Here is a 23543-nt window from a genome sequence, read left to right as displayed (position 1 = left end):
CATGAACTCGCCGGGCGTTCACCACCAGCCGGTAGCGGGACCCAGTTGCGCCTCGAGATCGGGTGTCATCGTGCGCACGTACGTCGTCGTGAGGTGGTTCTCGTCACGGTAGATCAGCACATTGCCCTCGACGACGCGGCAGAGCTCGGGCCGGCACAGGGAATCCGACAGGTCGATCAAGCTCACGTTGGGGGAGAAGGCCGAGGCCTCGATCGCCGGGTCGACCGGGTCGAGGGCGTCGGCGCGCGCCACCGCACACGAGTCGGAGTTACCGCCACCTGCAAGGCAATCGGCAGCCCGGTAGCTCATGTCGTCGTGGAACAACCACGGGTTGTCGCGGATCGCGACGACGGGGATGCCGTACTCGTCGAGTGTGCGCCACAGGTCGACGTACCAGAACGGGGTGAAATCGCCGGGCCCCTCGCCTTCGTCCTTCGTCCGCGTCGATGTGGTGAACAGGTAGTCGGGAGGATCGGCCTGGAGTTCTGCCAGCACCTTCACCGACCATGTGTCGCACTCCACCGTCGGAGATTCCTCCGTGAGCTCCGCGAGCGGGTCCGAGAGCGGGCACCCCACCTTGAGATAGGTGTCGAGCCGGAAGCCGTGTTTCTTGCCGAGGGTGTCGAGTGCCGCGAGCCAGTGCTCGGAGTGGGAGCCTCCGGCGAGCACCATTCTCCGGGTCGACAACGGGTCGCCGTAGGTGCACGTCAGCGGTTCGCGGTTGGTGTGCTGGGCGATGCAGTGGTCGAGCGTCGCCGGCGGCAGATCCCGGTGTGCGACGAGCAGCGGGGGCTGGACGGGCTGCGGCTCGACGTCGACGAAGCCCTTCAGCGCAGCAGCACCGGGATACAGGTCGGGTGACAGTGCCACCACGCGCTCGAGGACATCGTCCTGACGGGCAACGTGGGTTGTCCAGCTTGCGGTCGCGGCCACGAGTGCGACACCGGCCACTGTGACGGACGCCACGAGAACCTTGCGGGTGCGGCCGGACTCGGACCGGCGGATCGGGTTCTCCAGCCATCGCGTGGTGGCCTCCGCGAGCGCGAGAGACACGGCGATCACGCCGAGGCCGCCGAGCAACCCGACCGAGGGCCTGTCCCGGAGCACCAGGTAGCCGATGAGTACCGGCCAGTGCCATAGATAGAGGGCGTAGGCGACGGCTCCGAGCCGTACCAGCGGGACGCTCGACAGCACCCGCGCGGTCGGTGTGTCGGCAACGCTGTCCCCGGCCCGGGTGTTACCGGCCACGACCAGCGCCATGGCCGCGCCGACCGGCACGAGCGCCCACGGTCCCGGGAAGAGACTGTTGCCGTCGAGGACGACACCACAGGCACACAGCACCGCCAGACCCACGACGCCCAGAACGATCCGCGCCGGACGGGGGACCCGCAGCCACGGGGCCACACAGGCGAGCACTCCGCCGAGTGTGAGCTCCCACATCCGGGCGGCGCTGTCGTAGTAGAGCCACGACTGGGGCACGTCAGCCAGGACGGCGTATGTGAGGGAGGCGACGGTGAGAATCGTGAGCAGCGCCGCGAGGGGAGCGCGGGCGGGTATCGATCTGCGTCGCAGGAACCACGTCGCGCCGAACACCACGATCAGTGCGCCGATGTAGAACTGGCCCTGGACCGAGATCGACCACAGGTGCTGCAGCGGGCTGACCATCGGGTCGGCCGCCAGGTAATCACTCGCTGTGCGCGCGAGATGCCAGTTCTGCATGAACAGCAGCGACGCACCGGTCTGCTCGGCGACGCGGAACCACTGCGTATACGGCAGCAGCGCCACAGCCGCGACGGTCGTCCCCAGCAGCACGAGCACCAGCGGCGGGAGCAGTCGCCTGCCCACCCGCCGCAACACCGGTCGCGGGTCCAGCGGGGCGTGCGACTCGGCAACCCGGAGCAGGGTGCCGACGAAGAAGAAACCGGAGAGCGCGAGGAAGACGTCGACACCGCCCGACACGCGTCCGAACCAGACGTGGAAGACCACGACGAGGGCGATCGCAAGGCCCCGCACGCCGTCGAGATCGGCGCGATACCCGAGACGGGTGCCCGGTGCCGCAGTGGCCTCCGGGGCCCGGTCCGAGGTGCGGACTGGCATACGTGTACTCCTCAGCGTCGTGGACTCGGCGGTGCCTCGGGCGGGACGCCGTGGAACACGCGAGCAGTTCTCCTGTGACCTTGGTACCCAGGAACTTGGGCAGACTACGTCCAATGCACCCGCCGATTCCAACCGCCTACAGTCGTGCCGTGGTTTCTCCCCGCATGTCCGCCGACCGGATCCGCACGCTCGACGCCGATCATCTGTGGCACCCGTACGGCGCGTTTCCGGCCTGCACGGAACCCCTGGTGGTGGACCGTGCGGCCGGTACGAGGCTGGTGCTCGCGGACGGACGCGAGCTTGTCGACGGCATGAGTTCGTGGTGGGCGGCGGTGCACGGTTACCGGCATCCGGTGCTCGACGCCGCGGTGACCGATCAGCTCGCGAAGATGAGTCACGTCATGTTCGGCGGACTCACCCACGCTCCGGCGGCGAGGCTCGCGGAGTTGCTCGTCGACATCTCGCCGGAGGGCCTGGACAAAGTGTTTCTCGCCGACTCCGGATCGGTGTCGGTCGAGGTGGCCGTGAAGATCGCGTTGCAGTATCAGCGGGCTGTCGGCCGTCCCGAGCGACATCGCCTCCTCACGTGGCGGGGTGGGTACCACGGGGACACGCTCGCCCCCATGAGCGTGTGCGACCCGGAGGGCGGCATGCACGCGATGTGGACGGACGTGCTGGCCAGGCAGGTTTTCGCGCCGGCGCCTCCCCGCGCGTTCGATCCCGGTTACGTCGCTGCCTTCGAGTCGGTCCTGACCGAGCACGCGCACGAACTCGCCGGGGTGATCGTCGAACCTGTCGTGCAGGGGGCGGGAGGTATGCGCTTCCACGACCCGGCGTACCTGCGCGAGTTGCGGCGCATGTGCGACGAACACGGATTGGTACTGATCTTCGACGAGATCGCGACCGGGTTCGGGCGGACCGGGGAGATGTTCGCCGCCGACCACGCCGGCGTCGCGCCCGACCTGATGTGTGTGGGGAAGGCGCTGACGGGCGGCTACCTGACCCTGGCGGCAGTGCTTTGCACGACGCACGTCGCAGAAACGATCAGTGCCGGGGAGGGCGGCGGTGTCATGCACGGGCCCACCTTCATGGCGAATCCACTCGCGTGCGCCGTCGCGGTCGCGTCGACCGAGCTTCTGTTGTCGCGGGACTGGCGGGCCGAGGTGGCCGATCTCACTGCCGGGCTCGTGTCCGGGCTGGCGACGGCGCGCGATCTTCCGGGAGTGACCGACGTGCGGGTGCTCGGCGGAATCGGGGTGGTCGAAACCCGGGAACCGGTCGACATGCGGGCGGCGACCGCGGCGGCGGTGGAGGCGGGCGTCTGGCTGCGGCCGTTCCGGAATCTCGTCTACACGATGCCGCCGTACGTGTGCACGCCGGAGGATGTCGCCGCGATCACCGCGGGTGTGGTCGCTGCGGCTGCCACGGTGCGGGGCTGAACACCCGGGGCTGAACACCCGGGGCTTCCGTACTTGAACACTGTTCAAGTACGGTGTGGCCATGTCCACACCCGCCGGTCTCGCCTGGCTCGACCACGCCGCGGAACGGCGACGGGTCGCCGGTCTGCACCGAGAACTCGTTCCCCGCACCGTCGCCGCACCGATCGTCGATCTCGCATCCAACGACTACCTCGGGCTCGTCCGCCATCCGGAGGTGCTGGCCGCGGCGACGGCCGCGCTACGCCGCTGGGGCGGCGGTGCCACCGGATCGCGACTGGTTACGGGCACCACCGCCGAACACGAGTTGCTCGAACGCGAACTCGCCGAGTTCACCGGCGCAGAAACCGGATTGGTGTTCTCGAGCGGATACGCCGCCAACCTCGGCGCTGTCACCGCGCTGGCGGGCAGGGACACCGTCGTCGTCTCCGACGCGGGATGCCACGCATCGCTCGTCGACGCGTGCCGGCTGTCCCGGTCGAGGATCGTCGTCACCCCGCACGGTGACGTCCGGGCGGTCGCCGGCGCCCTCGCCGCACGCACCGAACCGCGGGCGCTGGTCCTCACCGATTCGGTGTTCAGCACCGACGGCGACCTTGCCCCGCTGCGCGACCTGCACGAAGCGTGCCGCACCCACGGCGCACTCCTCCTCGTCGACGAAGCTCACGGGATCGGGGTCCGGGGAGCGGGCGGCCGCGGGCTCGTCCACGAGACTGGCCTGGCCGGGCAGCCGGACGTGATCGTCACCGCCACCCTGTCGAAATCGCTGGCCTCCCAAGGGGGTGTGGTTCTCGCGGACGCCCGGGTGCGTGAACACCTGATCGACACCGCCCGCACGTTCATCTTCGACACCGGACTCGCTCCCGCCGCGGTCGGTGCCGCGCGCGGAGCCCTGAAGGTGCTGCGCGCCGAGCCCGGACTCGCCGGCGCGGTCCTCGAGCAGGCGGCGCATCTCGCCCGGGTGACGGGTGTACTGCCGCCACCCTCCGCGGTGGTGTCGGTGATCCTCGGCGACCCGCACGTCGCGGCACGTGCGGCCCGGCGATGCCGCGAGCGCGGCGTGCATGTGGGCTGTTTCCGCCCGCCCTCGGTGCCCGAGGGAACCTCCCGCCTGCGCCTGACCGCACGGGCGAATCTCTCCGAGCACGAACGCTCGCTGGTGGACTCCGTACTCGCCGAGGTAGTGGCCGAGGCCCGCACGTGACCACGCTGTGTATCACCGGCACATCCACCGGAGTCGGAAAAACCGTCGTGACCGCCGCGCTCGCGTCACTCGCCACGAACCGGGGACTGCGGGTCGCGGTGTGCAAGCCGGCGCAGACCGGGGTCGGCGACGGCGAACCCGGCGACCTCGCCGAGATCGTCCGGCTCACCGGAACCGATATCGAGACCGTCGAACTCGCCCGATACCCCGACCCACTCGCGCCCGACACCGCAGCCCGGCGCTCGGGACGGCCGTTGCTCGATCTCGACCGAACCGTCGACGCGGTGCGTGCGCTCGAGGACACCGCCGACCTCGTCCTCGTCGAAGGCGCCGGCGGCGTGCTGGTCCGTCTCGGTGCCGCCGGGTTCACACTCGTCGATCTCGCCGGGGCGCTCGGCGCACCGACGGTGGTGGTCGTGGCCGCGGGCCTCGGAACCCTCAATCACAGCGCGCTGACCGTCGGGGCGCTGCGCGCGGCCGCCGTGGAATGCCGCGGACTCGTCATCGGCAGCAGTCCTGCCACACCGGATCTGGCGGAGCGCTGCAACGTCGGTGACCTGCCCGCGGTCACGGGTGTTCCACTGCTCGGTTCCGTACCCGAAGGGGCGGCCGCCCTCACGTCCGCGGAGTTCGCGCGCGCTGCGCCCCGCTGGTTGCGTGACGTTCCGGTCTAGGACGGCGAGTGCGCCACCACCCGGATACCGACTCCCGCGAACCCGGTGCGTCGCACCTCGTCGATCACGAATCCGGCCCGTTGCAGGTAGACGACGGGGTCGCGGGTGAGGTGATCTGCTCCGAACCGAATCGACACAGGTTCGAGCACGCGCATCGCCGCTGTCACCGCTCTGCTGGTGGAAGGGCCGTGCTCGGCGAGCACGACCTTGCCGCCGGGCACGAGTACACGCATCGCTTCACGCGCGGCCGACTCCGGATCGGGGATGGTGCAGAACGTGAGCGTCGACAGCACGGTGTCGACCGATGTGTCCGGGACGGAGAGCGACTGCACGTCGCCGCGGACCACGGCGCAGTGGTCGAGCCCGTATTCCTCGATGCGCCGCCGCGCCAGCCGCAACATGCCCTCGGAGAGGTCCACCCCGAGGACTTCGGTGACATCCGGCCCGTACAGGGGCAGATTGAGCCCCGTACCGACGGCGATGTCGAGCACTCGGCCACGGGCCTGCTCGACCGCCCATTGCCGGGGACGGCCGAGCAGGCGTCGCTCGACGACACCGATCTGCGAGTCGTATCGATCGGCCATGGCGTCGAAGACCTGCGCAATTCGTGCGTTGTCCGGCTGCGCCACGAGCCCTCCGTTCCGGGTGCCGGTGTGCGAGGGAAGGCAACCGCTCTTCGCAAACCGGAAACGGCTCGGGAGTACGCACACCTGTCGTAGTGTGAATGCAATCACATGGAGTCGGCGGGCGTCGGCGTGCCGACCGTTTTCCTCGGAGGTACGGATGTCCACCACCGATATGCACGAGCTGCAGAACGCGATCGGCCAGCTACGCCGATGCGTCGGGTCGCTACGGTCGCGCTACGGCGACGCCGCGCCGGTCCGCAGGCTCACCAACGACCTCGACCGGCTCGACATCGACGCGCGTGACTTCCAGGAGACACCGCCGCGTTCGCTGTGGGCGGCATCCGAGGACCGCATCCCGATTCCGGATTCGCCCTACGACGAGTCGTTGTTCCGCGGAGTCGACGCCGACGACGAAGGACTCGGCGGATTGCACGGGGAGCGGTGAGCGCCCCTGCCGGCGCCGGGGTCCGAAGTGCGGCCCGGGCGCGCATCGCCGCGCGCACATTACGGACCGATCGGTGGTGGCAGACACCTGCGCTGACCGTTCTCGGTCTGGCCGCGTTCATCGTCTACGCCACCGTGCGGTCGTTCACGCGCTCTGCCTACTGGGTCGACGAGTACCACTACCTCACGCCGTTCTATTCACCGTGTGTCAGCGCCTCGTGTTTGCCGGGTTCGTCGCACTTCGGCGTGTGGGTCGGCGAACTCCCGCGGTGGATTCCGCTGGCGTTCGTCTCGCTGCCGTTCCTGCTGCTGTTCCGGCTCACCTGCTACTACTACCGCAAGGCGTACTACCGGTCGTTCTGGTTGTCGCCACCGGCCTGCGGTGTTGCGGAACCGCACCGGACGTATACCGGCGAAACCCGATTCCCCCTCATCGTGCAGAACTCGCACCGCTACTTCTTCTACATCGGGTTCGTCATCTCGCTGGTCAACACGTACGACGCGATACTCGCGTTCCACAGTCCGAGCGGCTTCGGGTTCGGACTCGGGAACGTGATCCTGGTCGTGAACGTGATCTTGTTGTGGGGGTACACGCTCTCTTGTCACTCCTGCCGGCACGTCACCGGTGGCAGGCTCAAGCATTTTTCGAAACACCCTGTGCGCTACAAGATCTGGACGTTCGTCTCGAAGATCAATGCGCGGCACATGCAGTTCGCGTGGATCACTCTGGGCACGCTGGTCCTCACCGACTTCTACATCATGCTCGTCGCGAGCGGCACCATCTCCGACCTCCGATTCATCGGCTGACAGACCGGTACGACCGGCACCACACGAGGCACGACGCGATACGGAAAGGCACTACACATGGGGGAAGTCGAGCGGCACGACTACGACGTGGTCGTGATCGGAGCGGGGGGAGCCGGACTGCGGGCGGTCATCGAGGCTCGGCAACGCGGACTGAGGGTCGCGGTCGTCTGCAAGTCGCTCTTCGGCAAGGCCCACACCGTGATGGCGGAAGGCGGGTGCGCCGCCGCGATGGGCAACGCCAACTCGCGCGACTCCTGGCAGGTCCACTTCAAGGACACGATGCGCGGCGGAAAGTTCCTCAACAACTGGCGCATGGCAGAACTGCACGCCCGTGAGGCGCCGGACCGGGTCTGGGAACTCGAAACCTACGGGGCGCTGTTCGACCGCACCCCGGACGGGCGGATCAGCCAGCGCAACTTCGGCGGGCACACCTATCCGCGACTCGCCCACGTCGGCGACCGGACCGGCCTCGAACTGATCCGCACGATGCAGCAGAAGATCGTCTCGCTGCAACAGGAGGACTTCGCCGCGACCGGCGACTACGAGGCGAAGGTGAGGGTGTTCTCCGAATGCACCATCACCGAACTCCTTCTCGACGGGCAGGGCCGCGTCGCGGGCGCCTTCGGATACTGGCGGGAATCGGGCAGGTTCGTCCAGTTCACGGCGCCGGCCGTCGTCATCGCGACCGGGGGAATCGGCAAATCCTGGAAGGTGACCTCCAACTCGTGGGAGTACACCGGGGACGGGCACGCCCTCGCGCTGCGTGCCGGTGCCTCACTGATCAACATGGAATTCGTCCAGTTCCACCCCACGGGCATGATCTGGCCGCCGAGCGTGAAGGGCATCCTCGTCACCGAAGGGGTCCGCGGTGACGGCGGTGTCCTGAAGAACTCCGAAGGGGAGCGGTTCATGTTCTCCTACGTCCCGCCGGTGTTCAAAGGGCAGTACGCGGAGACGCCCGAGGAGGCGGACCGCTGGTACGAGGATCAGGAGAACAATCTCCGCACGCCCGACCTGTTGCCGCGCGACGAAGTGGCACGGGCCATCAACTCCGAGGTCAAAGCGGGTCGCGCCACCCCGCACGGAGGCGTATTCCTCGATATCGCGTCGCGGATGCCCAGCGCGGAGATCATCCGGCGATTGCCGTCCATGCATCACCAGTTCCTCGAACTCGCGGACGTCGACATCACCCGGGAGGCGATGGAGGTCGGCCCGACATGCCACTACGTGATGGGCGGCATCGAGGTCGATCCCGACACCGGCGCGGCGTCGGTACCGGGCCTGTTCGCGGCAGGGGAGTGCTCGGGAGGGATGCACGGATCCAATCGTCTCGGCGGTAACTCGCTGTCGGATCTGCTGGTATTCGGCCGTCGTGCAGGGCTCGGTGCCGCCGACTACGTGCACGGTCTCACCACCCGGCCCGAAGTAGCCGACGAGGCGGTGGAAGAGGCGGCCCGCACAGTGCTCTCACCGTTCGATCCCGCCGACCACGACGAGGTGGAGAACCCGTACACGCTGCACCAGCGGCTGCAGGGCGTGATGCACGACCTCGTGGGCATCATCCGCACAGCCGACGAGGTGGAACGCGCGCTCGCGGAACTCGACGACCTGCGCGCGCGGATCCCCAACATTGCGGTGGAGGGGAACCGGCAGTACAACCCGGGCTGGCACCTCGCGCTGGATCTGCGGAACATGCTGCTCGTGTGTGAGTGCGTGGCGCGGGCGGCGTTGCTGCGCACCGAGAGTCGCGGCGGTCACACGCGCGACGACCATCCCTCGATGGACGCGAACTGGCGGCGGACACTGCTGGTGTGCCGCAAGTCCGGAGAGGACCGCATCATCCCGCAGGTGTCCGTCGAACGGGAAGAGCAGACCCCGATGGATCCGGAACTGCTCGAACTCTTCGATATCGAGGAACTCGCCAAGTACTACACCGACGAGGAACTCGCCGGTCACCCCGGACGGAGGCACTGAGATGGCCGACAGTGAGGGCTACACCGCCGAGTTCAGGATCTGGCGCGGCGACCGCGACGGCGGGGAACTGCAGGAGTATTCGGTGCGGGTCAACGAGGGTGAGGTGGTCCTCGACATCCTCCACCGACTCCAGGCCACCCAGGTGCCCGACCTCGCGGTGCGATGGAACTGCAAGGCCGGCAAGTGCGGGTCGTGCTCGGCGGAGATCAACGGGCGCCCGCGTCTGACGTGCATGACCCGTATGTCGCTCTTCGAGACGGACGATCCGATCGTCGTCACGCCCTTACGGGGTTTCCCGGTCATCCGTGACCTCGTCACCGACGTGTCGGGCAACTACGCCAAGGCCCGGGAGGTTCCGGCGTTCGCGCCTCCCCCGGACCTCGCGCCGGGGGAGTACCGCATGCAGCAGATCGATGTGGAACGCTCGCAGGAATTCCGCAAATGCATCGAATGCTTCTTGTGTCAGAACGTATGTCACGTGACGCGCGACCACGAGGAGAACCGGCCCGCGTTCGCGGGACCCCGGTTCTTCATCCGCCTCGCCGAACTCGACATGCATCCGCTCGACGTCGCGGACCGGCGCGACCTCGCTCAGGACGAAGCCGGACTCGGCCTCTGCAACATCACCAAATGCTGCACCGAGGTCTGCCCCGAATACATCCACATCACCGACAACGCCATCATCCCGATGAAGGAACGGGTGGCCGGTCGCCGGTACGACCCGGTCGTGTGGCTGGGCAACAAGCTGTTCCGGCGCTGACCTACCCGCGCGGTCGTCAGCTGACGCGCTCGCTCAGAAGCGGCACCAACTGCTCGAGCGCGAACGGAATCGACAGGGCCGAGTTCAGCGAGATGGCGTTGGCGATGTCGCTGCCGCTGTCGAGGACGAGGAAACGGCCGTCCCGCACGGCAGGAAGCTGCTGGAACAAGGGGTTGTCGGTGACCTCGGAGGTCTCGACGAAGATCGGCAGCACGACGAGCAGGTCGGCGTCGAGCATGCCCAGGTTCTCCTCCGAGACCGGGATGAAGAAGCTGTCCGTCTCCACGGCCTCCACGGCCGGGTTGTTGACGAACCCGAGGTCCTGCAGGAACTGCACGCGCGCGTCGCCGGAGACGTACGCACCCCATCCGTCCGAGGTGTAGGCGGCGACGGTGACGGTCTTGCCGGCGAACTCCGGATGCTCCGCCGCCGCGGTGGCGAACTGTTCGTCGATGTCCGCGACCACTTCGGCACCCTTGTCGGGGACGCCGAGCGCGGAGGCCACCATCGAGATCTGCTCGTCGCGCGGCGTCAGATATGCCGTGGCGCCCTTCGGGGGACCGACCGTGGTGGCGATCGCCGAGAGCGTGTCGTACCGGCCCTGATCGCCCGAACTGGCGGTGTCGAGGATGAGATCGGGTGCCAATGCGGCGATCTGCTCGAAGGACGGGTCGACGGTACCGATGATCTCCGGAGACTCCGAGTAGCCGTTCTCGACCCACGGGCCGACTCCGTCGCCACCGAAGGCCAGCCAGTCGCTCGCGCCGACGGGCTGGACGCCGAGCGCCAGTGCGGTCTCCGCGTCGCCCCATCCGAGGGCGGCGACGCGCTCGGGCTGTGATTCGACGGTCACATCACCGAACATGGTGGCGATGGTGGCGGGAAACGCTCCGGATCCGTTGTTGCTCGTCTCGTCGGCCGAATCGCTGTCGGTCGAGCCGCACGCTCCCACGGCGAGCGTGGTGGCCGCCATCAGCGCCACAAGTCGGAGTTTCACAGGTGTCCTCGTTTCACTTGCCGGTGCACGTCGTATGTGCGTTAGGTGATCCTAACCCCCGGTGGGGGCGGCACGGTATCTCGGCGGCCGAGTTACATCGACTGTGCCCATCGACCGATATCGCCACGTTCGAGCGCGAGTGCGAGCAGGTCCGGGAAACGGTCCGGGGTGCACGCGAACGCCGGCACGCCCAGAGCGCCGAGCGCCGCCGCATTGTCCCGGTCGAACGCCGGAGCGCCGTCGTCCGACAGCGCGAGCAACACCACCACCTGGACCCCGGCGGCGAGCATCTCGCGCACCCGGGAGAGCATTTCGGCCCGGATGCCGCCCTCGTACAAGTCGGAGATCAGCACGAACAGCGAGTCCGTGGGGCGCGTGATGAGGGTCCGGCTGTAGGCGATCGCCCGGTTGATGTCGGTGCCCCCACCCAGTTGCGTGCCGAACAGCACGTCGACAGGGTCGGTGAGCTTGCCCGTGAGGTCCACCACGGCGGTGTCGAAGACGACGAGGGAGGTACGCAGCGCCTGCATCGAGGCGAGCACCGCAGCGAAGACCGCCGCGTACACCACGCTCGACGCCATCGATCCCGACTGGTCCACGGCGAGCACCACGTCCCGCTGCACCGCCTGGGAGCGTCGTCCGAAGCCGACGAGACGCTGCGGAACCACGGTGCGATAGTCGGGTTGGTAGTGCGCCAGATTGGCGCGGATCGTGCGGTGCCAGTCGATGTCGCGAGTTTTCGGATTCGAGGTCCGGGACGATCGGTCGAGCGCTCCCGACACCGCGGTCCGGGTGCGCTGGGCGATGCGTTCCTCGACCTCACGGACGACTTTTCCGACGACTGCTCGTGCTGTCGCCCTGGTGGTCTCGGGCATCACTTTGTTGAGGCTCAGCAGGGTGCCGACGAGATGCACGTCGGGTTCGACGGCGTCGAGCAGTTCCGGTTCGAGCAGCAGCCTGTCGAGTCCGAGGCGGTCGACCGCGTCGCGCTGCATCACCTGCACGACCGTCGTCGGAAAATACGTGCGGATGTCGCCGAGCCAGCGTGCGACCTTCGGGGCCGAGGCGCCCAGCCCGCCGCTGCGCGGTCCGCCGGTCCCGTCCGCGTCGGTGTCGTACAGCGCGGCGAGGGCCGCGTCCATCGCCGAATCGGTTCCCGCGCCCAGCGCGGTGGTGGATTCTTCCGCGGCATCGCCGAGCAGAAGTCGCCAGCGCCGCATTCGCTCGTCGAATTCCGTTGTCATGCCGGGACCCCCAGAATCAAGGCGGTTGCCGCGACTGCGCGACGGCCGCGTTCGGCGTCGAGTGCCGCAGAGGTGCGGTGCTCGGGGCCCCCTCGCACAGCCCGGCCGAGCAGGCTGCGTTCCCCGTGCGCGAACGAACCGAACGTGCGTCGCAGCACGGGCAGGACGTCGACGAATTCCTCGGAGCGCAGACCCGACACCCACGTGTCGATCAGGGACAGCAGATCGCGGTCGTGCACGAGCAGCAGCCCTCCACCGCCGACGAATCCGTCGATCCAGCGTGCCTTCGCGGCCGCCGCGGACCCGACCGACAAGGCGCGGGCGACCCGCACCGCGGTCGCGCGTTCGTCCAATCTCCCCACATCGCGAAGCATCCGGACCGTCCGGCCGGTGAGCACGCCGTCGACATCGTCGCGGTCGCACACCGAAGCGAGCGTGTCGAGCCAGCGGTCCGTCGCGCCGGGATCGTCGCGCAGCGCCAGCGCCGTGTGCACCTCGTCGACGGCGTTTCGTACCGCGTCGGCGGCGTCGGTGTCGAGCCCGGTGACGGCGGACGGCAGGCCCGCGCAGACGCGAGCGAGGACCGCATCGGCGACATGCACCAGCGAGGACAGATCGGTCCCGCGCACATCGCCGTAGCGGACCGTACGGATCAGCGACGGGAGTGCCGACATCAGATGCAGCACATCGTGATCGAGCGCGGCGGCCGCGTCGATCGCAGTGACCAGTTGGGGCACCGCGTCGCGCAGATCCGCGAGCAATGCCTGTTCGAGCAGGTCGGTGACCTCGCCGAGCGTGGTGCCCGCGGTCCGGGCGCGGTCGAGCACCGTGGCTGATGCGGCGGCCTCGACGGTGGTGCCCCACCGGGACGCCTCCACGATGGCGACCGCCAGTTCCGGATCCCATTGCAGCGACCAGGTCTCGCGAAACGTTCCCGTCGAACGCACCGCGCTCTCGGCCGGTAGCGCCCACTCGATCCCGAGCAGCGACAACTTGTGCAACAGGCGGGATCGTTGCAGATCGAGATCTTTGCGGAGGTCGAGGTCCAGCTTCTTGGCGATCGGGGCGCGTTTGAGCCGAAGGCTTTTCGAGCGCGCCTGCAGGTCGGCGTCCAGCGGAACCGTCGGGGTGTCCTCGGGAACCGCGCCGAGTGCTTCTCCGATCACGAGTGTGCGCGCCACGAAGTCGAGCAGCACCTCGTCGCCGTCGCACAGGACCGCACGGGTGGCCTCGACGGCCTCCGCCAAACCGGGCACTGCACGGCCGCGCAGCGCCGCGAGCGTATCGGCGAGGCGGGTCGCTTCGATGACATGCGCGCTCGAGACCGGGAGGTCTTCCTCGCGCAACACCCGCGCGACGCGGGTGAACCAGCGTGCGGTCGTGTCGTCCGGGTAGCGGAAGAGGTGGTCGTACCAGCCGGGCGAGGTGATGCCGGCGCCGTAGCCGGACGCGGCAGAGAGCCGCGAATGGGTCCACGGCACCCACGTGAGCGCCGCTTTCACCTTCGGAAGACCTCTGAGCACGCGCGCGTCCGGCGCCGCCGGACCGAGCGGGCCGCTCAGGGCGGGCGCGTGCATCGCCCCGCACACGACGGCAATGTTGCGGGCACCGGCCTTGACGGCCGTGCGCAACACCTGCCGCATGTGGGCTTCGCGGCGCGCCGTGTGCTCGTCGAGTTCCACGTCGGCGCGCAAGGCCGCCATCGCCGCAGTGATCTCGTCGAACGCTCCGGCCCCCGACTCCTCCTCCGCCGAGGCATGCTCGATCACGGCATCCCACCACTGCTCGAAGTCGTCGTAACCCGCCGCGGACGCCAGCGCCGCGAGCGGGTCGGTGCGCTCCGCAGATTCCGGAGAACGGTCCGCGGCCAACGATACTGCCGCCGGAAGGTCGCAGAAGCGCACGTCGGCGTCGTGCAGGATCGCCCAGCGCAATGCCTGCCACTCCGGCGAGAACGCCGCGAACGGCCAGAACGCCGCGCGCGCGGGTTCGTCGCGCACGTAGGCGAGCAGCGCGACCGGCGGTTGCATCTCGTCGGATGCGGCAAGGGCGAGGAACGGATCGGCGTCGGCCGGTCCCTCGATCAGGACGGTGTCGGGCTCGAACTCCGCGAGGGCGCGCAGCACCGCCCGCGCCGACCCCGGCCCGTGGTGCCGGATGCCGAAGACCCGGATTTCGGCGCCGTCGCTCACCCGGTGATCTCCCGGCATGCGCGATAGAAGTCCGCCCACTCGGGACGCTCCCGCACGACCGCCTCGAGATATTCGCTCCACACCACGCGGTCGGCCACCGGGTCCTTCACCACCGACCCGAGGATGCCCGCGGCGATGTCGGTGGAGCGCAGCACTCCGTCACCGAAGTGCGCCGAGAGCGCCAGCCCGCCGGTGACCACGGAGATCGCTTCGGCGGTCGACAAGGTGCCGGACGGCGACTTGAGTTTGGTGCGTCCGTCGGTGGTCACACCCTGGCGCAGTTCCCGGAACACAGTGACCACGCGCCGGATCTCCTCGGCCGCAGCAGGGATCTTCGGAAGCTCGAGCGAGGTTCCGAGTTGTTCGACGCGACTGGTCACGATCGCGACCTCGTCCTCTTCGCTGGCGGGCAGGGGGAGCACCACGGTGTTGAATCGTCGTCGCAGCGCCGAGGACAGTTCGTTGACGCCCCGATCGCGATCGTTGGCGGTGGCGATCACGTTGAAGCCCTTGCTCGCCTGCACTTCGATGCCGAGTTCGGCGACGGGCAGCGTCTTTTCCGACAGGATCGTGATGAGGGCGTCCTGCACGTCCGCGGGGATGCGGGTGAGTTCCTCGATGCGGGCGATGGCACCGTCGCGCATCGCCGTCATGATCGGCGACGGGACGAGCGCGTCCGCAGACGGTCCTTCGGCGAGCAGTCGCGCGTAGTTCCAGCCGTAGCGGACCGAGTCCTCGGACGTGCCGGCCGTGCCCTGGACCAGTCGAGTCGACGACCCGCTGATCGCAGCGGAAAGATGTTCGGACACCCACGTTTTGGCGGTACCCGGGACACCGAGCAGCAACAAGGCGCGGTCGGTGGCGAGGGTGGCCACCGCGACCTCCATCAGACGTCGCGGGCCCACATACTTGGGGCTGACGACGGTGCCGTCGGACAGTTCGCCGCCCAGCAGGTACGTCACCACCGCCCACGGCGACAGGTGCCAGGACGGCGGGCGGGGCCGGTCGTCGAGCCGCGCCAGCGCCGCGAGTTCGTGCGCGTACTGCTGCTCCGCATGGGGGCGCAACAGCGTTGGTTCGGAAACGGCGTCGGTCAACTCAGCTCCTCGTGAAGGGTCTTGCGCAGGGTCAAGGTGTCGGCGGCCGTCGCGAACAGGTTCAGCCGGTCGAGGTGGTCGGTGCGGTTCGCGGCGTCGGCGAGCAGTTCGGTGAGCTCGAACGGTGCGCGATGCGCGATCAGCGCGAGGATCGTCCGGAACGAGCGGACGCCGGTTCCCTCATCGCCGTACAGCGCGATGAGTACCTTCTCCGCCAGATCCCGGGGCCACGGCGCGGGGAGAGCGCCGAGCAGGTCGGGGTCGAGCAGGGCGCGGCCGGCCGAGTCGTGCAGATGCGCCACCAGTACGGGGCGGGGCAGCGCCTGCGCGACGTCGGCACCGACCGTGCCGTCGCGGCGCAGCAGTGCGGCGGCCCATTCTCCGTTGCGATGCAGAGCAGTGGCCGCGGCCCAGCCCGCGTCGAGCGCCTCGCGTGCGGGTTCGCCGACGCGGTACCCGAGTACCTGCCGGGCGGTCGGAGCGATGTGCTGCCACGCGGACGGAGGAGCGGAGGACACGACCGTCGTCAGCCGGCGCATCGCGACACCACCCGGCCGGGAGGCGCCCTCGTCCACGCCGTCGCGCAGCGCTTCCGCGTCGAGTCGGTCCGGGACCTCGACCACGAGATCGCCGTCGTCGACGCGTGTCCACTCCCGCACCCGCCGGGACATCCGCTCGGCAAAAGCGGAGTGGGGAAGGCGGCGCAGCAACCCGAGGGCGGTCGCGCGGACCTTGCGGCTGCGGTCGTCGAGCGCGTGCTCGAGCAAGGCTTCGTCGTGCTCGCCGAGGCCGGTCGTCAGCAGTTCGAGCAGGGCAGCCCGCTGCGCCGCCGTCTCCGACGACCACGACGCCGTCAGTCGCGCTGCGGCGGCGTGGGGGTCGGCGGCCCGCGCCACCGCGAACCATCGGCGGCGCTGCGCAGGCGAGCCGTGCAGCCAGAGTCGTTCGTCGGCCGGGTCGGGTGTGACGAGGTGGGACCACTCCGGGTTGAGTGCTGCCACCCATTGGCCGCGGGCGCCGGCGAGGCGCAGCAGGTGCTCGCGGTGTGGGGTGTCGGGCGCGGCGAACCACAGCAGATCCACCACGATCTCGTGCGGTGCCCGGAACCGCTCGGCGAGCGCGAACCATTCCGGAAGAAGGGGCGAGCGGACGACGAGCAGTCCACGCAACCGCTCGGCTGCCGCCGGTGGGAGCGTGAGGCGGTCGTCGTCCGGGGCAGGGCTCGGCAGTGTGCGCACCGTGGGGAGGGTCGCGGCGGTGAGGAACGCGGACTCGAGGGCGGCGGCCGCGAGCAGACGCGAAGCCGGATCGCCGGTCAGCGCCGTCGCCGCGTCGGCGGTGTGCAGCGTCGACGTTGCCGGTGCCGAGCGGGCTGTGCCGAGCAGCGCCGCGGTCGACAGGGTTTCGAAGGTCTCCGTCACAGTGACAACTCCTGTCCTGCCGTGAACAACGACGCCGGTGCCAGGCGGGTACCGTCCCAGTCTCCGCATACCGTCAGCGGGTGGCCACCCGCGACCGTGAGTAGTCGCCACCGCGTGTCGTCGTCACCGCCGAGCGGCAGCGCGCGACCGTGCCGGTCGACGAGGTGCCAGGACCCGTCCGATCCGACCGGAACGACGCTGTCGAGCAGCATCGGCCACGAGCGGATCCACGGGTCGGCGCCCAGCACACGGGCGTACTCGTCGAGTGCCGCATCGAAATCCGGTGCGGTCCCGGGCAAGGAGGCAGGCAGCGTGGTGAACGGTTCGGGATCGGCGTACCGCTCGCCGACGAGCGCGCGGAGCGGTGCGGCACCGGGATAGAAATGCAGGTCGGCGTCGACGAGCATGCCCGGCGGGGGAGTCGCGTCGGGGAACCGGGCGGTGCCGTGGGAGAAATCCAGAAGGATCGCCCAGCGTCCGGTGTCGCGGCCACGTAACCACACCTTGCGGGTGAACAGTCGGCTGTCCTCGGAGATGCGGGTCGCGAGTACCTGCCATCGGTCGCGGACGGGCGGCTCGGAACGCACGTCGTCGGCGCGGGTGGGGAATCCGAGGTGGGTGCGCACCGACCGCGCGAGAGGGTCGGGCAGGTCGTCGATCTGCCGGTACGCGACCACCAGCAGATGCAGACGCGCGTACTCGGTGAGCACCCGGGCGGGCCAGTCCACCTCGGTCGCGACGACCCCGGCGAGAGCGCGCAGTGTCGAGGCGACGCCGGGGACCTGCGCATCGACCATGCGAGCCGCGATGTCGTCGTAGGTGGAGTACCCGTGGTCGACGGCACCGAGACCGCTGCGGATCCGGTCGGTCAGCCAGCGGTCGAGTTCGTCGAGCCCGGCGGCCGCGCGCTCGGCGCGGCGCTGGACGGTCGCCGGATCGGGAGCCTTTGCGGGTTCGTCGCCCGGCTCATCCGGGGGAGTGGTCTGCGCGGCGCGTGACGCGAGCCATTCGGTGACCGAGCCGGGTGGGTCAGCCTTCGGCACCATGCCGTCGGACCAGCGCATGAGCAGGGCGAGTGCGTGCTTGCACGGGAGTTTCCGGCTCGGGCACGTGCATGTGTAGGCGGGGCCGTCGAGGTCGATCGCGGTGCGGTAGACAGCGGTGCCCCGGCCGCGGCATTCGCCCCAGAGCGCGCCGTCCTGCCGCCCCGTATCGATCCACCCCGACACCAGTCCGCGCGCAGCGGTCAGCGAGGACGGATCAGGTGCGGCGGCAGCGATCCGATCGGGGGGCCAGGGGCTTGTCACGTCCTGAGAACGTACGGCAGGGTTCCGACAGCGACCGAATCGTCAGGATGTGGCACGGGTGTTCAAACGCCTCCGGATGCCGTCGACGAAGAGTGTCAGGCCGAAGTCGAAACGGATGGCGGGATCACCGTCGAGGAGATCGTCGTCCGAGGTCGGCGCCGTCTCCGTCGCGACATCGGGCGATACCGGCCCCCGCGTCAGCGCGCCGAGTTCGGCGAGTTGCGCGCGGGACTGCTCGTCGACGGTGTGGCCGAGTACATAGTGCAGCAGCGCGTAACCGGCGAGTTCGGCGTGCGCGCGGGAAAGCCCTCCGCGCTGCGCCGCGGCGACGAACGCATCGCGGGCGCGGGAAGTGGTCAGCCGCGACGCGTAGGTGGATGCGACGAGTTCGGCGCCGTCGCGATGGGCGAGCAGAGCGGAGCGCAACCGGTGGGCGAGTTCGGTGAGCGCATCGTCCCAGTCGGGGGAGTCCGGTTCCGCGTCGACGCCGTCGAGGATGCGGTCGGCCATCGCGCCGAGAAGAGTCTGTTTGTTGGGGAAATGCCAGTACAGCGCGCCGGGCTGAACGCCGAGCGAGGTGGCGAGCTTGCGCATTGTGAGGTCGCCGAGCCCGTATTCGTCGAGGATCGCCATGGCGCCGTCGAGAACGTCGCCGCGTCGCAACTGCACCGTGTCCGCTCCTGTCCGTCCCGCTGTGTCTGGGCCTCCCGTTGACAGTATCGGACCCCCCACCTAACCTGAACGCCGTTCAATTGAACACCGTTCAAGTTTTCTCATGTCAGGAGACGCAGTGACCCAGGCGCCCGCTCGCACCGACATCCTCGACCTCGCTCGCGACCAGGTACTCCGGGGCGGGGTCGGGTTCGACCGCGACCGGATGCTCGACGTGCTCCGCCTGCCCGACTCCCGGCTCGAGGAACTACTCGACGTCGCGCACGACGTCCGCATGGCGTGGTGCGGACCGGAGGTGGAGGTCGAAGGCATCGTCAGCCTCAAGACCGGCGGCTGCCCCGAGGACTGCCACTTCTGCTCCCAGTCCGGCCTGTTCGCCTCACCGGTGCGCGCCGCGCGCCTCGACATCCCGTCGCTCGTGGAAGCCGCCAAGCAGACTGCCAAGACCGGCGCCACCGAGTTCTGCATCGTCGCCGCCGTGCGCGGCCCCGACGAGCGGTTGATGGCCCAGGTCGCCGCCGGCGTCGAGGCGATTCGCAACGAGGTCGACATCCAGGTCGCGTGTTCCCTCGGCATGCTCACCCAGGACCAGGTCGACCAACTCGCGGCCATGGGCGTCCACCGCTACAACCACAACCTCGAAACCGCGCGCTCGTACTTCAACCACGTCGTCACCACCCACACCTGGGAGGAACGATTCGAGACACTCCGCATGGTGAAAGAGGCCGGCATGGAGGTGTGCTGCGGCGGCATTCTCGGGATGGGCGAAACCTTGGAGCAGCGAGCAGAATTCGCGGCTGACCTCGCGTCGGTCGAACCCGACGAGGTGCCGCTGAACTTCCTCGATCCGCGGCCCGGCACGCCGTTCGCAGATCGGGAGGTGCTCCCGGCCACCGAGGCACTCAAGGCGATTGCGGCATTCCGGCTCGCCCTGCCGCGCACCATCCTCCGGTTCGCCGGCGGCCGCGAAATCACCCTCGGTGATCTCGGTGCGAAGCAGGGCATGCTCGGCGGCGTCAACGCCGTCATCGTCGGCAACTACCTCACCACCCTCGGGCGTCGTGCCGAAACCGACCTCGACCTGCTCGTCGATCTGCGGATGCCGATCAAGGCACTCGGCGAAAGTATCTGACGTGTTCGACGCGTACACCGGTGCCGAACTCGTCGACGGTCTCGAGGTCGAGAGCCGCCGGGGAGTTCGGCTGGGTCTCGAACCACCCCGGTACTGCACGCTGTGTGGTCGGCGGATGGTCGTGCAGGTCATCCCCGACGGATGGTGGGCGCGGTGTTCACGCCACGGCATCATCGATTCGTCCCGCAACGAGCAACGCTGACCGGAAGGCGATCAGAGGTCCGAATCCGGCGAGGAAGGTGGTACCTGCCGGACGACGCGGGCGGGCACGCCCGCAGCCACCACGTTCGGCGGCAGATCGCGCGTCACCACCGCTCCGGCCCCGACAACAGTGTTCTCGCCGATCGTCACTCCGGGACAGACGATCACGCCGCCCCCCAGCCACACGTTGTCGCCGATGGTGATCGGTTCGGCAGCTTCCCATTTCGCGCGCCGCAGTTCGGCATCGAGAGGGTGGGTGGGTGTGAGCAACTGGACGTTGGGTCCGATCTGCACATCGGCGCCGATCGAGATCCGCGCGACGTCCAGCATGACCGCTCCGAAGTTGACGAAGGTTCGCGGCCCGATCGTGATGTTGTATCCGTAGTCCACATACAGCGGGGCGCGCACTTCGGCACCCTCGCCCAATGATCCGACCAGGGCCGCCAAGATCGCTCGCCGGGCTGCGGGATCCGTGACGCTTAGATAAGGGAATTGAGGTCATCGAACCCACTCGCTCGAGTCGAACCGTATGAATGTTATGACGACCGGTTCAACTCCTGCGACGCCTTCGTTGCTTCCGTTGTCCAGGAATCACAACAGCCAGGCGGTCCCGTCATTCAATGGGGCCGTTGGGATGTGTACATCACATTGATGATGAGAGTGCAGGCACGTCAGCCGACCGGAGTGATGTTTGTGGACACCGAGGTCGTCAAGGTTCTGCCAGATTCCGTGGCCGGTACGTTGACGCTCAACTTGCGACAGTTCCCGCCTGGCGTGACTGCGGGAAACCAGATCGGAAGCTGGCAGATTCCGGTTGCAGAAGGACAACCCGGATTCAACGAACAAGTTGATATCGACTCGCCCTACGCAGGGTATTACCAGGAAGTATCCGATTTCGCGACGGACTGGGTTCTGGACACGCCGGTTCCTGGCATGGCGCAATCCACTGGAACGCAATACACAGATATCGTATTGCGCTGCGACAACGCGGTCGGCGCTTTCCCGGGATGTGTGAATCCTGACTACACTCCCACCCTCACATTCACCGGTCTTTCTTATATCAATATGAATATCGGTAATCATCAATCCAACACTGGGGTGGGGGCGACATGGGGAACGCCTTTGCACCGAGGGGAATCTCCTCTCGCGGCTGTCGCCAACAGGGATGCCGCCTGCAATACCAATCGGGACGAAGCACTCGGGGAGCCGCCGGACGGAATGGTCGACCCGTCCTGTGATGAGTATCCCTTTGCTTCTTCGGTCGAGGGCGGTGGAGCCGCAAGCGTCCTGTGGGTTCCTCTGGCGGAAAACCTTTCGCAGGGTGGGCAGACAAGCACTTTCTACCAGAACAACAGGGTTATGCCTGGGGATGCGTTCTTCGTGGATTACACGTAGAAGTGCACTGATACCGACAGCTTTCCGATAGGGACTGTTCCGCAGCAAATACCACCAAGGAGTCAAGCGGAGATGAAAACGTTCAAGAGAAGAATGTCTATGGTCGCGGCAGCGGCGGCCGCGTTCGGAATGCTCGGAGCTGGCACCGCCCATGCCGACACACTGACTGGATGGGTGGGCCCGGCCGGATCCAATAGTGCTGGGGTGATATTTCTGAATACCTCGACGATCATCAATTCCCCGAACCTGAGGGCAGAATCGAAGATCTACTCATCATTCGGCCAGACCGTCCCCAGTGGCGAGATCGGTGTACGGGCGCGGTTGTTCAGTAGCGGAGCGTTGTGTGAAGCGACCACCTACAGGTACAACACCGGGCCGGTCGCTCAGTTCACATACGGCACGACGAACACCTGTGGAGCTGGTTGGTACAACAGCCATGGATTCACCGCAGTGTGGGACGGCACCAGCACCTACAAGGAAGCACTGACGTTCCCGACCGATCCGCTGTGGTGGGAACCCGCGGCAGCCCGCAGCTCGACCACTGAACCCGAAGTCACCCCGGCGTCGATCCCCAGCGGCACGAACGCGGATGGCCTCACCTATGGATCTGGTGCGTCAGCCACGACGGAGGCGGACTTTCCGGACCTGGTAGCGGCGATCGGAGATGACGGGACGACACTGGGTTTCGTTCGCAAGTCCGATTTGGTCGAGGCTCCTGCTGCGAATCCAGAGGAAGCCAGCGCCGGTGCGAACGCTGGACGAACTGTTCCGCTTTTCGACGAGGACGGGCAAACGCAGGTGGGATCGTTCACACTGAGCTGATATTCACTGCGGCTTGATGCAGATGCCGTTCGTGGTGACCGAGGATTAATAATTGTCGCCACGAACGGCATCGTGTTTTGTGGTCCGTGTGATGCCCTTGCAGAATGGAGAGTGCTGTGTCCTTCCCCGACGTTGAGTTTCCCTTGTTCCGGCTCGAGTACAGCAACGACGAAGTGTGGACCGAGATCGTGCAGGGGGCACTGGGTGTCGGGTCTGAGCGCACCGATCCGCTGACTGTCGTCGAAGGCCCGGAGTTCGATGGTGTGGATGTGGACGAGCTGTTGGCCCGCCTCAACGAGGACGATCCGGGCTATCTGTTCGTTGCCGTGGCGGACGAGCGGACCATCGAGGACCTGGAGCATCCGTTTCTGATCATCGCCGCCGCTAAACCATCGAGCAGACTGCGGGTCTCCGCGGACGCGGTGGCCTCTGTCGCCTCCAACCTGTTGCTAGGCAATCTGAGTCTCAAGGACTTCACGGCGGCCTCGGACTCGACCGGGACCTATCGGGCACCGGAGCGCGCCGAGGAGCCCCAGGAGCGGACCGTTCAGGTGGACGAGATCGTCGAGGTGATGGGACAGGGGCCGTGGCCGGGCCCGCTCGAAGCGTTTCGCATAGATCTGCTCGACTACCGTGCGCGGGCCGGATTCCGGGTGTTCACAACGCTCATCGACGCACAGAGCGCGCGGGAACGAAAGTCCAAACGCCCGGTGTCGTACTACGCGAAGTACTGGGATGTGTACGGACATAACGAATATCTCGACGCGTTGCGTGAGTCCGGTCGGGTGCTGGCCTTCTCGATCCACCTTCCGACCGGATTCAGCGGGAGCCGGTGGGACGCGATACTCGACCCGTCCACCCTTCGGGTGCTTGGTGCCGAGCGGTGGTTGAAGCACAGCATGTAAAGCTGATCGATGAGAGAACCAGCTGGCGAACCGACTGCGGCGACACGCAGGGACGTGTCATCAATGCAGTTCAACGCCCTGTTCTCTTCCCAGCTCTCGGGAGCCGTCGGTGGTCACGACTAGCGTTTGTGGTGTA

At 67.8% G+C, this 23543-nt stretch carries 22 protein-coding genes; 12 read left to right on the top strand and 10 right to left on the bottom strand.

Translation table 11 applies throughout. The annotated features are described in order from the left end of the window. Window positions 1–18: 18 nt before the first annotated feature. Window positions 19–2097, bottom strand: a complete 2079-nt coding sequence (locus tag ACLQ3J_RS18585) for an SGNH hydrolase domain-containing protein (RefSeq protein WP_425904120.1) — start codon at window positions 2095–2097, stop codon at window positions 19–21. Between the two features lie 149 nt (window positions 2098–2246). Between ACLQ3J_RS18585 and ACLQ3J_RS18580 the strand changes: the two genes are divergently transcribed. From ACLQ3J_RS18580 to bioD, 3 genes are all read left to right on the top strand, one after another. Further along, window positions 2247–3536 (top strand): adenosylmethionine--8-amino-7-oxononanoate transaminase, encoded by a 1290-nt coding sequence (locus ACLQ3J_RS18580; RefSeq protein WP_378527430.1) that lies wholly within the window; start codon window positions 2247–2249, stop codon window positions 3534–3536. 61 nt (window positions 3537–3597) lie between these two features. Further along, window positions 3598–4737 (top strand): 8-amino-7-oxononanoate synthase, encoded by a 1140-nt coding sequence (locus ACLQ3J_RS18575; protein WP_296550268.1) that lies wholly within the window; start codon window positions 3598–3600, stop codon window positions 4735–4737. Further along, a complete protein-coding gene (gene bioD / locus ACLQ3J_RS18570) occupies window positions 4734–5411 on the top strand; it encodes a dethiobiotin synthase (RefSeq protein WP_169653089.1) in 678 nt (225 codons plus the stop codon). Before ACLQ3J_RS18575 ends, bioD begins: the two co-directional genes overlap by 4 nt. Here bioD and ACLQ3J_RS18565 read toward each other — a convergent pair. Then, a complete protein-coding gene (locus tag ACLQ3J_RS18565) occupies window positions 5408–6040 on the bottom strand; it encodes a class I SAM-dependent methyltransferase (RefSeq protein ID WP_169620119.1) in 633 nt (210 codons plus the stop codon). The two genes, bioD and ACLQ3J_RS18565, sit on opposite strands and share 4 nt — an antisense overlap. A 154-nt stretch (window positions 6041–6194) precedes the next feature. Here ACLQ3J_RS18565 and ACLQ3J_RS18560 point away from each other — a divergent pair, with 154 nt between their 5' ends. Genes ACLQ3J_RS18560 through ACLQ3J_RS18545 form a run of 4 tightly spaced genes read left to right on the top strand, consistent with a single transcriptional unit; the run spans window position 6195 to window position 10022 of the window. After that, entirely contained in the window at window positions 6195–6482 is a 288-nt protein-coding gene (locus ACLQ3J_RS18560; protein ID WP_169620118.1) for a hypothetical protein, read from the top strand. Next, window positions 6479–7288, top strand: coding sequence for a hypothetical protein (locus ACLQ3J_RS18555; RefSeq protein WP_169620117.1), 810 nt, complete (start codon window positions 6479–6481; stop codon window positions 7286–7288). The genes ACLQ3J_RS18560 and ACLQ3J_RS18555 overlap by 4 nt, the downstream gene beginning before the upstream one ends. A 57-nt stretch (window positions 7289–7345) precedes the next feature. Further along, a complete protein-coding gene (locus ACLQ3J_RS18550) occupies window positions 7346–9262 on the top strand; it encodes a fumarate reductase/succinate dehydrogenase flavoprotein subunit (RefSeq protein ID WP_169620116.1) in 1917 nt (638 codons plus the stop codon). A gap of 1 nt (window position 9263) precedes the next feature. After that, on the top strand, window positions 9264–10022 hold the full coding sequence (locus ACLQ3J_RS18545) for a succinate dehydrogenase/fumarate reductase iron-sulfur subunit (protein ID WP_425904119.1): 759 nt from the start codon (window positions 9264–9266) through the stop codon (window positions 10020–10022). Window positions 10023–10038: 16 nt separating this feature from the next. Here the strand turns inward: ACLQ3J_RS18545 and ACLQ3J_RS18540 are convergent, their stop codons facing one another. From ACLQ3J_RS18540 to ACLQ3J_RS18510, 7 genes are all read right to left on the bottom strand, one after another. Continuing rightward, a complete protein-coding gene (locus ACLQ3J_RS18540; protein ID WP_425904154.1) occupies window positions 10039–10995 on the bottom strand; it encodes an iron-siderophore ABC transporter substrate-binding protein in 957 nt (318 codons plus the stop codon). Between the two features lie 116 nt (window positions 10996–11111). Beyond that, the gene (locus ACLQ3J_RS18535; RefSeq protein ID WP_425904117.1) at window positions 11112–12263 is read right to left on the bottom strand and encodes a VWA domain-containing protein; all 1152 of its coding nucleotides are present in this window, start codon (window positions 12261–12263) and stop codon (window positions 11112–11114) included. Further along, window positions 12260–14473, bottom strand: coding sequence for a DUF5682 family protein (locus ACLQ3J_RS18530; protein ID WP_425904116.1), 2214 nt, complete (start codon window positions 14471–14473; stop codon window positions 12260–12262). The genes ACLQ3J_RS18535 and ACLQ3J_RS18530 overlap by 4 nt, the downstream gene beginning before the upstream one ends. Next, window positions 14452–15552: an ATP-binding protein gene (locus ACLQ3J_RS18525; RefSeq protein WP_425904115.1), complete on the bottom strand. Its 1101-nt coding sequence runs from the start codon at window positions 15550–15552 to the stop codon at window positions 14452–14454. Before ACLQ3J_RS18525 ends, ACLQ3J_RS18530 begins: the two co-directional genes overlap by 22 nt. Continuing rightward, the gene (locus ACLQ3J_RS18520) at window positions 15549–16973 is read right to left on the bottom strand and encodes a DUF5691 domain-containing protein (RefSeq protein WP_425904114.1); all 1425 of its coding nucleotides are present in this window, start codon (window positions 16971–16973) and stop codon (window positions 15549–15551) included. The genes ACLQ3J_RS18525 and ACLQ3J_RS18520 overlap by 4 nt, the downstream gene beginning before the upstream one ends. Then, the gene (locus ACLQ3J_RS18515; RefSeq protein WP_169620110.1) at window positions 16970–18280 is read right to left on the bottom strand and encodes an SWIM zinc finger family protein; all 1311 of its coding nucleotides are present in this window, start codon (window positions 18278–18280) and stop codon (window positions 16970–16972) included. Before ACLQ3J_RS18515 ends, ACLQ3J_RS18520 begins: the two co-directional genes overlap by 4 nt. Window positions 18281–18322: 42 nt before the next feature. After that, on the bottom strand, window positions 18323–18949 hold the full coding sequence (locus ACLQ3J_RS18510; protein ID WP_169620109.1) for a TetR/AcrR family transcriptional regulator C-terminal domain-containing protein: 627 nt from the start codon (window positions 18947–18949) through the stop codon (window positions 18323–18325). A 121-nt stretch (window positions 18950–19070) separates the two neighbouring features. Here ACLQ3J_RS18510 and bioB point away from each other — a divergent pair, with 121 nt between their 5' ends. Further along, complete coding sequence (gene bioB, locus ACLQ3J_RS18505; protein ID WP_169653095.1) at window positions 19071–20084, top strand: biotin synthase BioB; 1014 nt, start codon at window positions 19071–19073, stop codon at window positions 20082–20084. 1 nt (window position 20085) lies between these two features. Further along, window positions 20086–20286, top strand: coding sequence for a hypothetical protein (locus ACLQ3J_RS18500; protein ID WP_206036753.1), 201 nt, complete (start codon window positions 20086–20088; stop codon window positions 20284–20286). Between the two features lie 11 nt (window positions 20287–20297). Here ACLQ3J_RS18500 and ACLQ3J_RS18495 read toward each other — a convergent pair whose 3' ends face one another. Then, window positions 20298–20732, bottom strand: a complete 435-nt coding sequence (locus ACLQ3J_RS18495) for a sugar O-acetyltransferase (RefSeq protein ID WP_425904113.1) — start codon at window positions 20730–20732, stop codon at window positions 20298–20300. Between the two features lie 213 nt (window positions 20733–20945). Between ACLQ3J_RS18495 and ACLQ3J_RS18490 the strand changes: the two genes are divergently transcribed. The 3 genes from ACLQ3J_RS18490 (at window position 20946) to ACLQ3J_RS18480 (ending at window position 23407) form a co-directional block, all read left to right on the top strand. Then, entirely contained in the window at window positions 20946–21680 is a 735-nt protein-coding gene (locus ACLQ3J_RS18490) for a NucA/NucB deoxyribonuclease domain-containing protein (RefSeq protein ID WP_425904111.1), read from the top strand. Between the two features lie 72 nt (window positions 21681–21752). Further along, entirely contained in the window at window positions 21753–22502 is a 750-nt protein-coding gene (locus ACLQ3J_RS18485) for a hypothetical protein (RefSeq protein WP_425904110.1), read from the top strand. A gap of 116 nt (window positions 22503–22618) precedes the next feature. Then, a complete protein-coding gene (locus tag ACLQ3J_RS18480) occupies window positions 22619–23407 on the top strand; it encodes a DUF6924 domain-containing protein (protein WP_169653096.1) in 789 nt (262 codons plus the stop codon). Window positions 23408–23543 lie beyond the last annotated feature (136 nt).

Source organism: Rhodococcus sp. DT1, assembly GCF_049844875.1.
Taxonomy (GTDB): Bacteria; Actinomycetota; Actinomycetes; order Mycobacteriales; family Mycobacteriaceae; genus Rhodococcus.
Note: the sequence above shows the minus strand (reverse complement) of the source record. Positions and strands in the feature narration are given on the sequence as shown.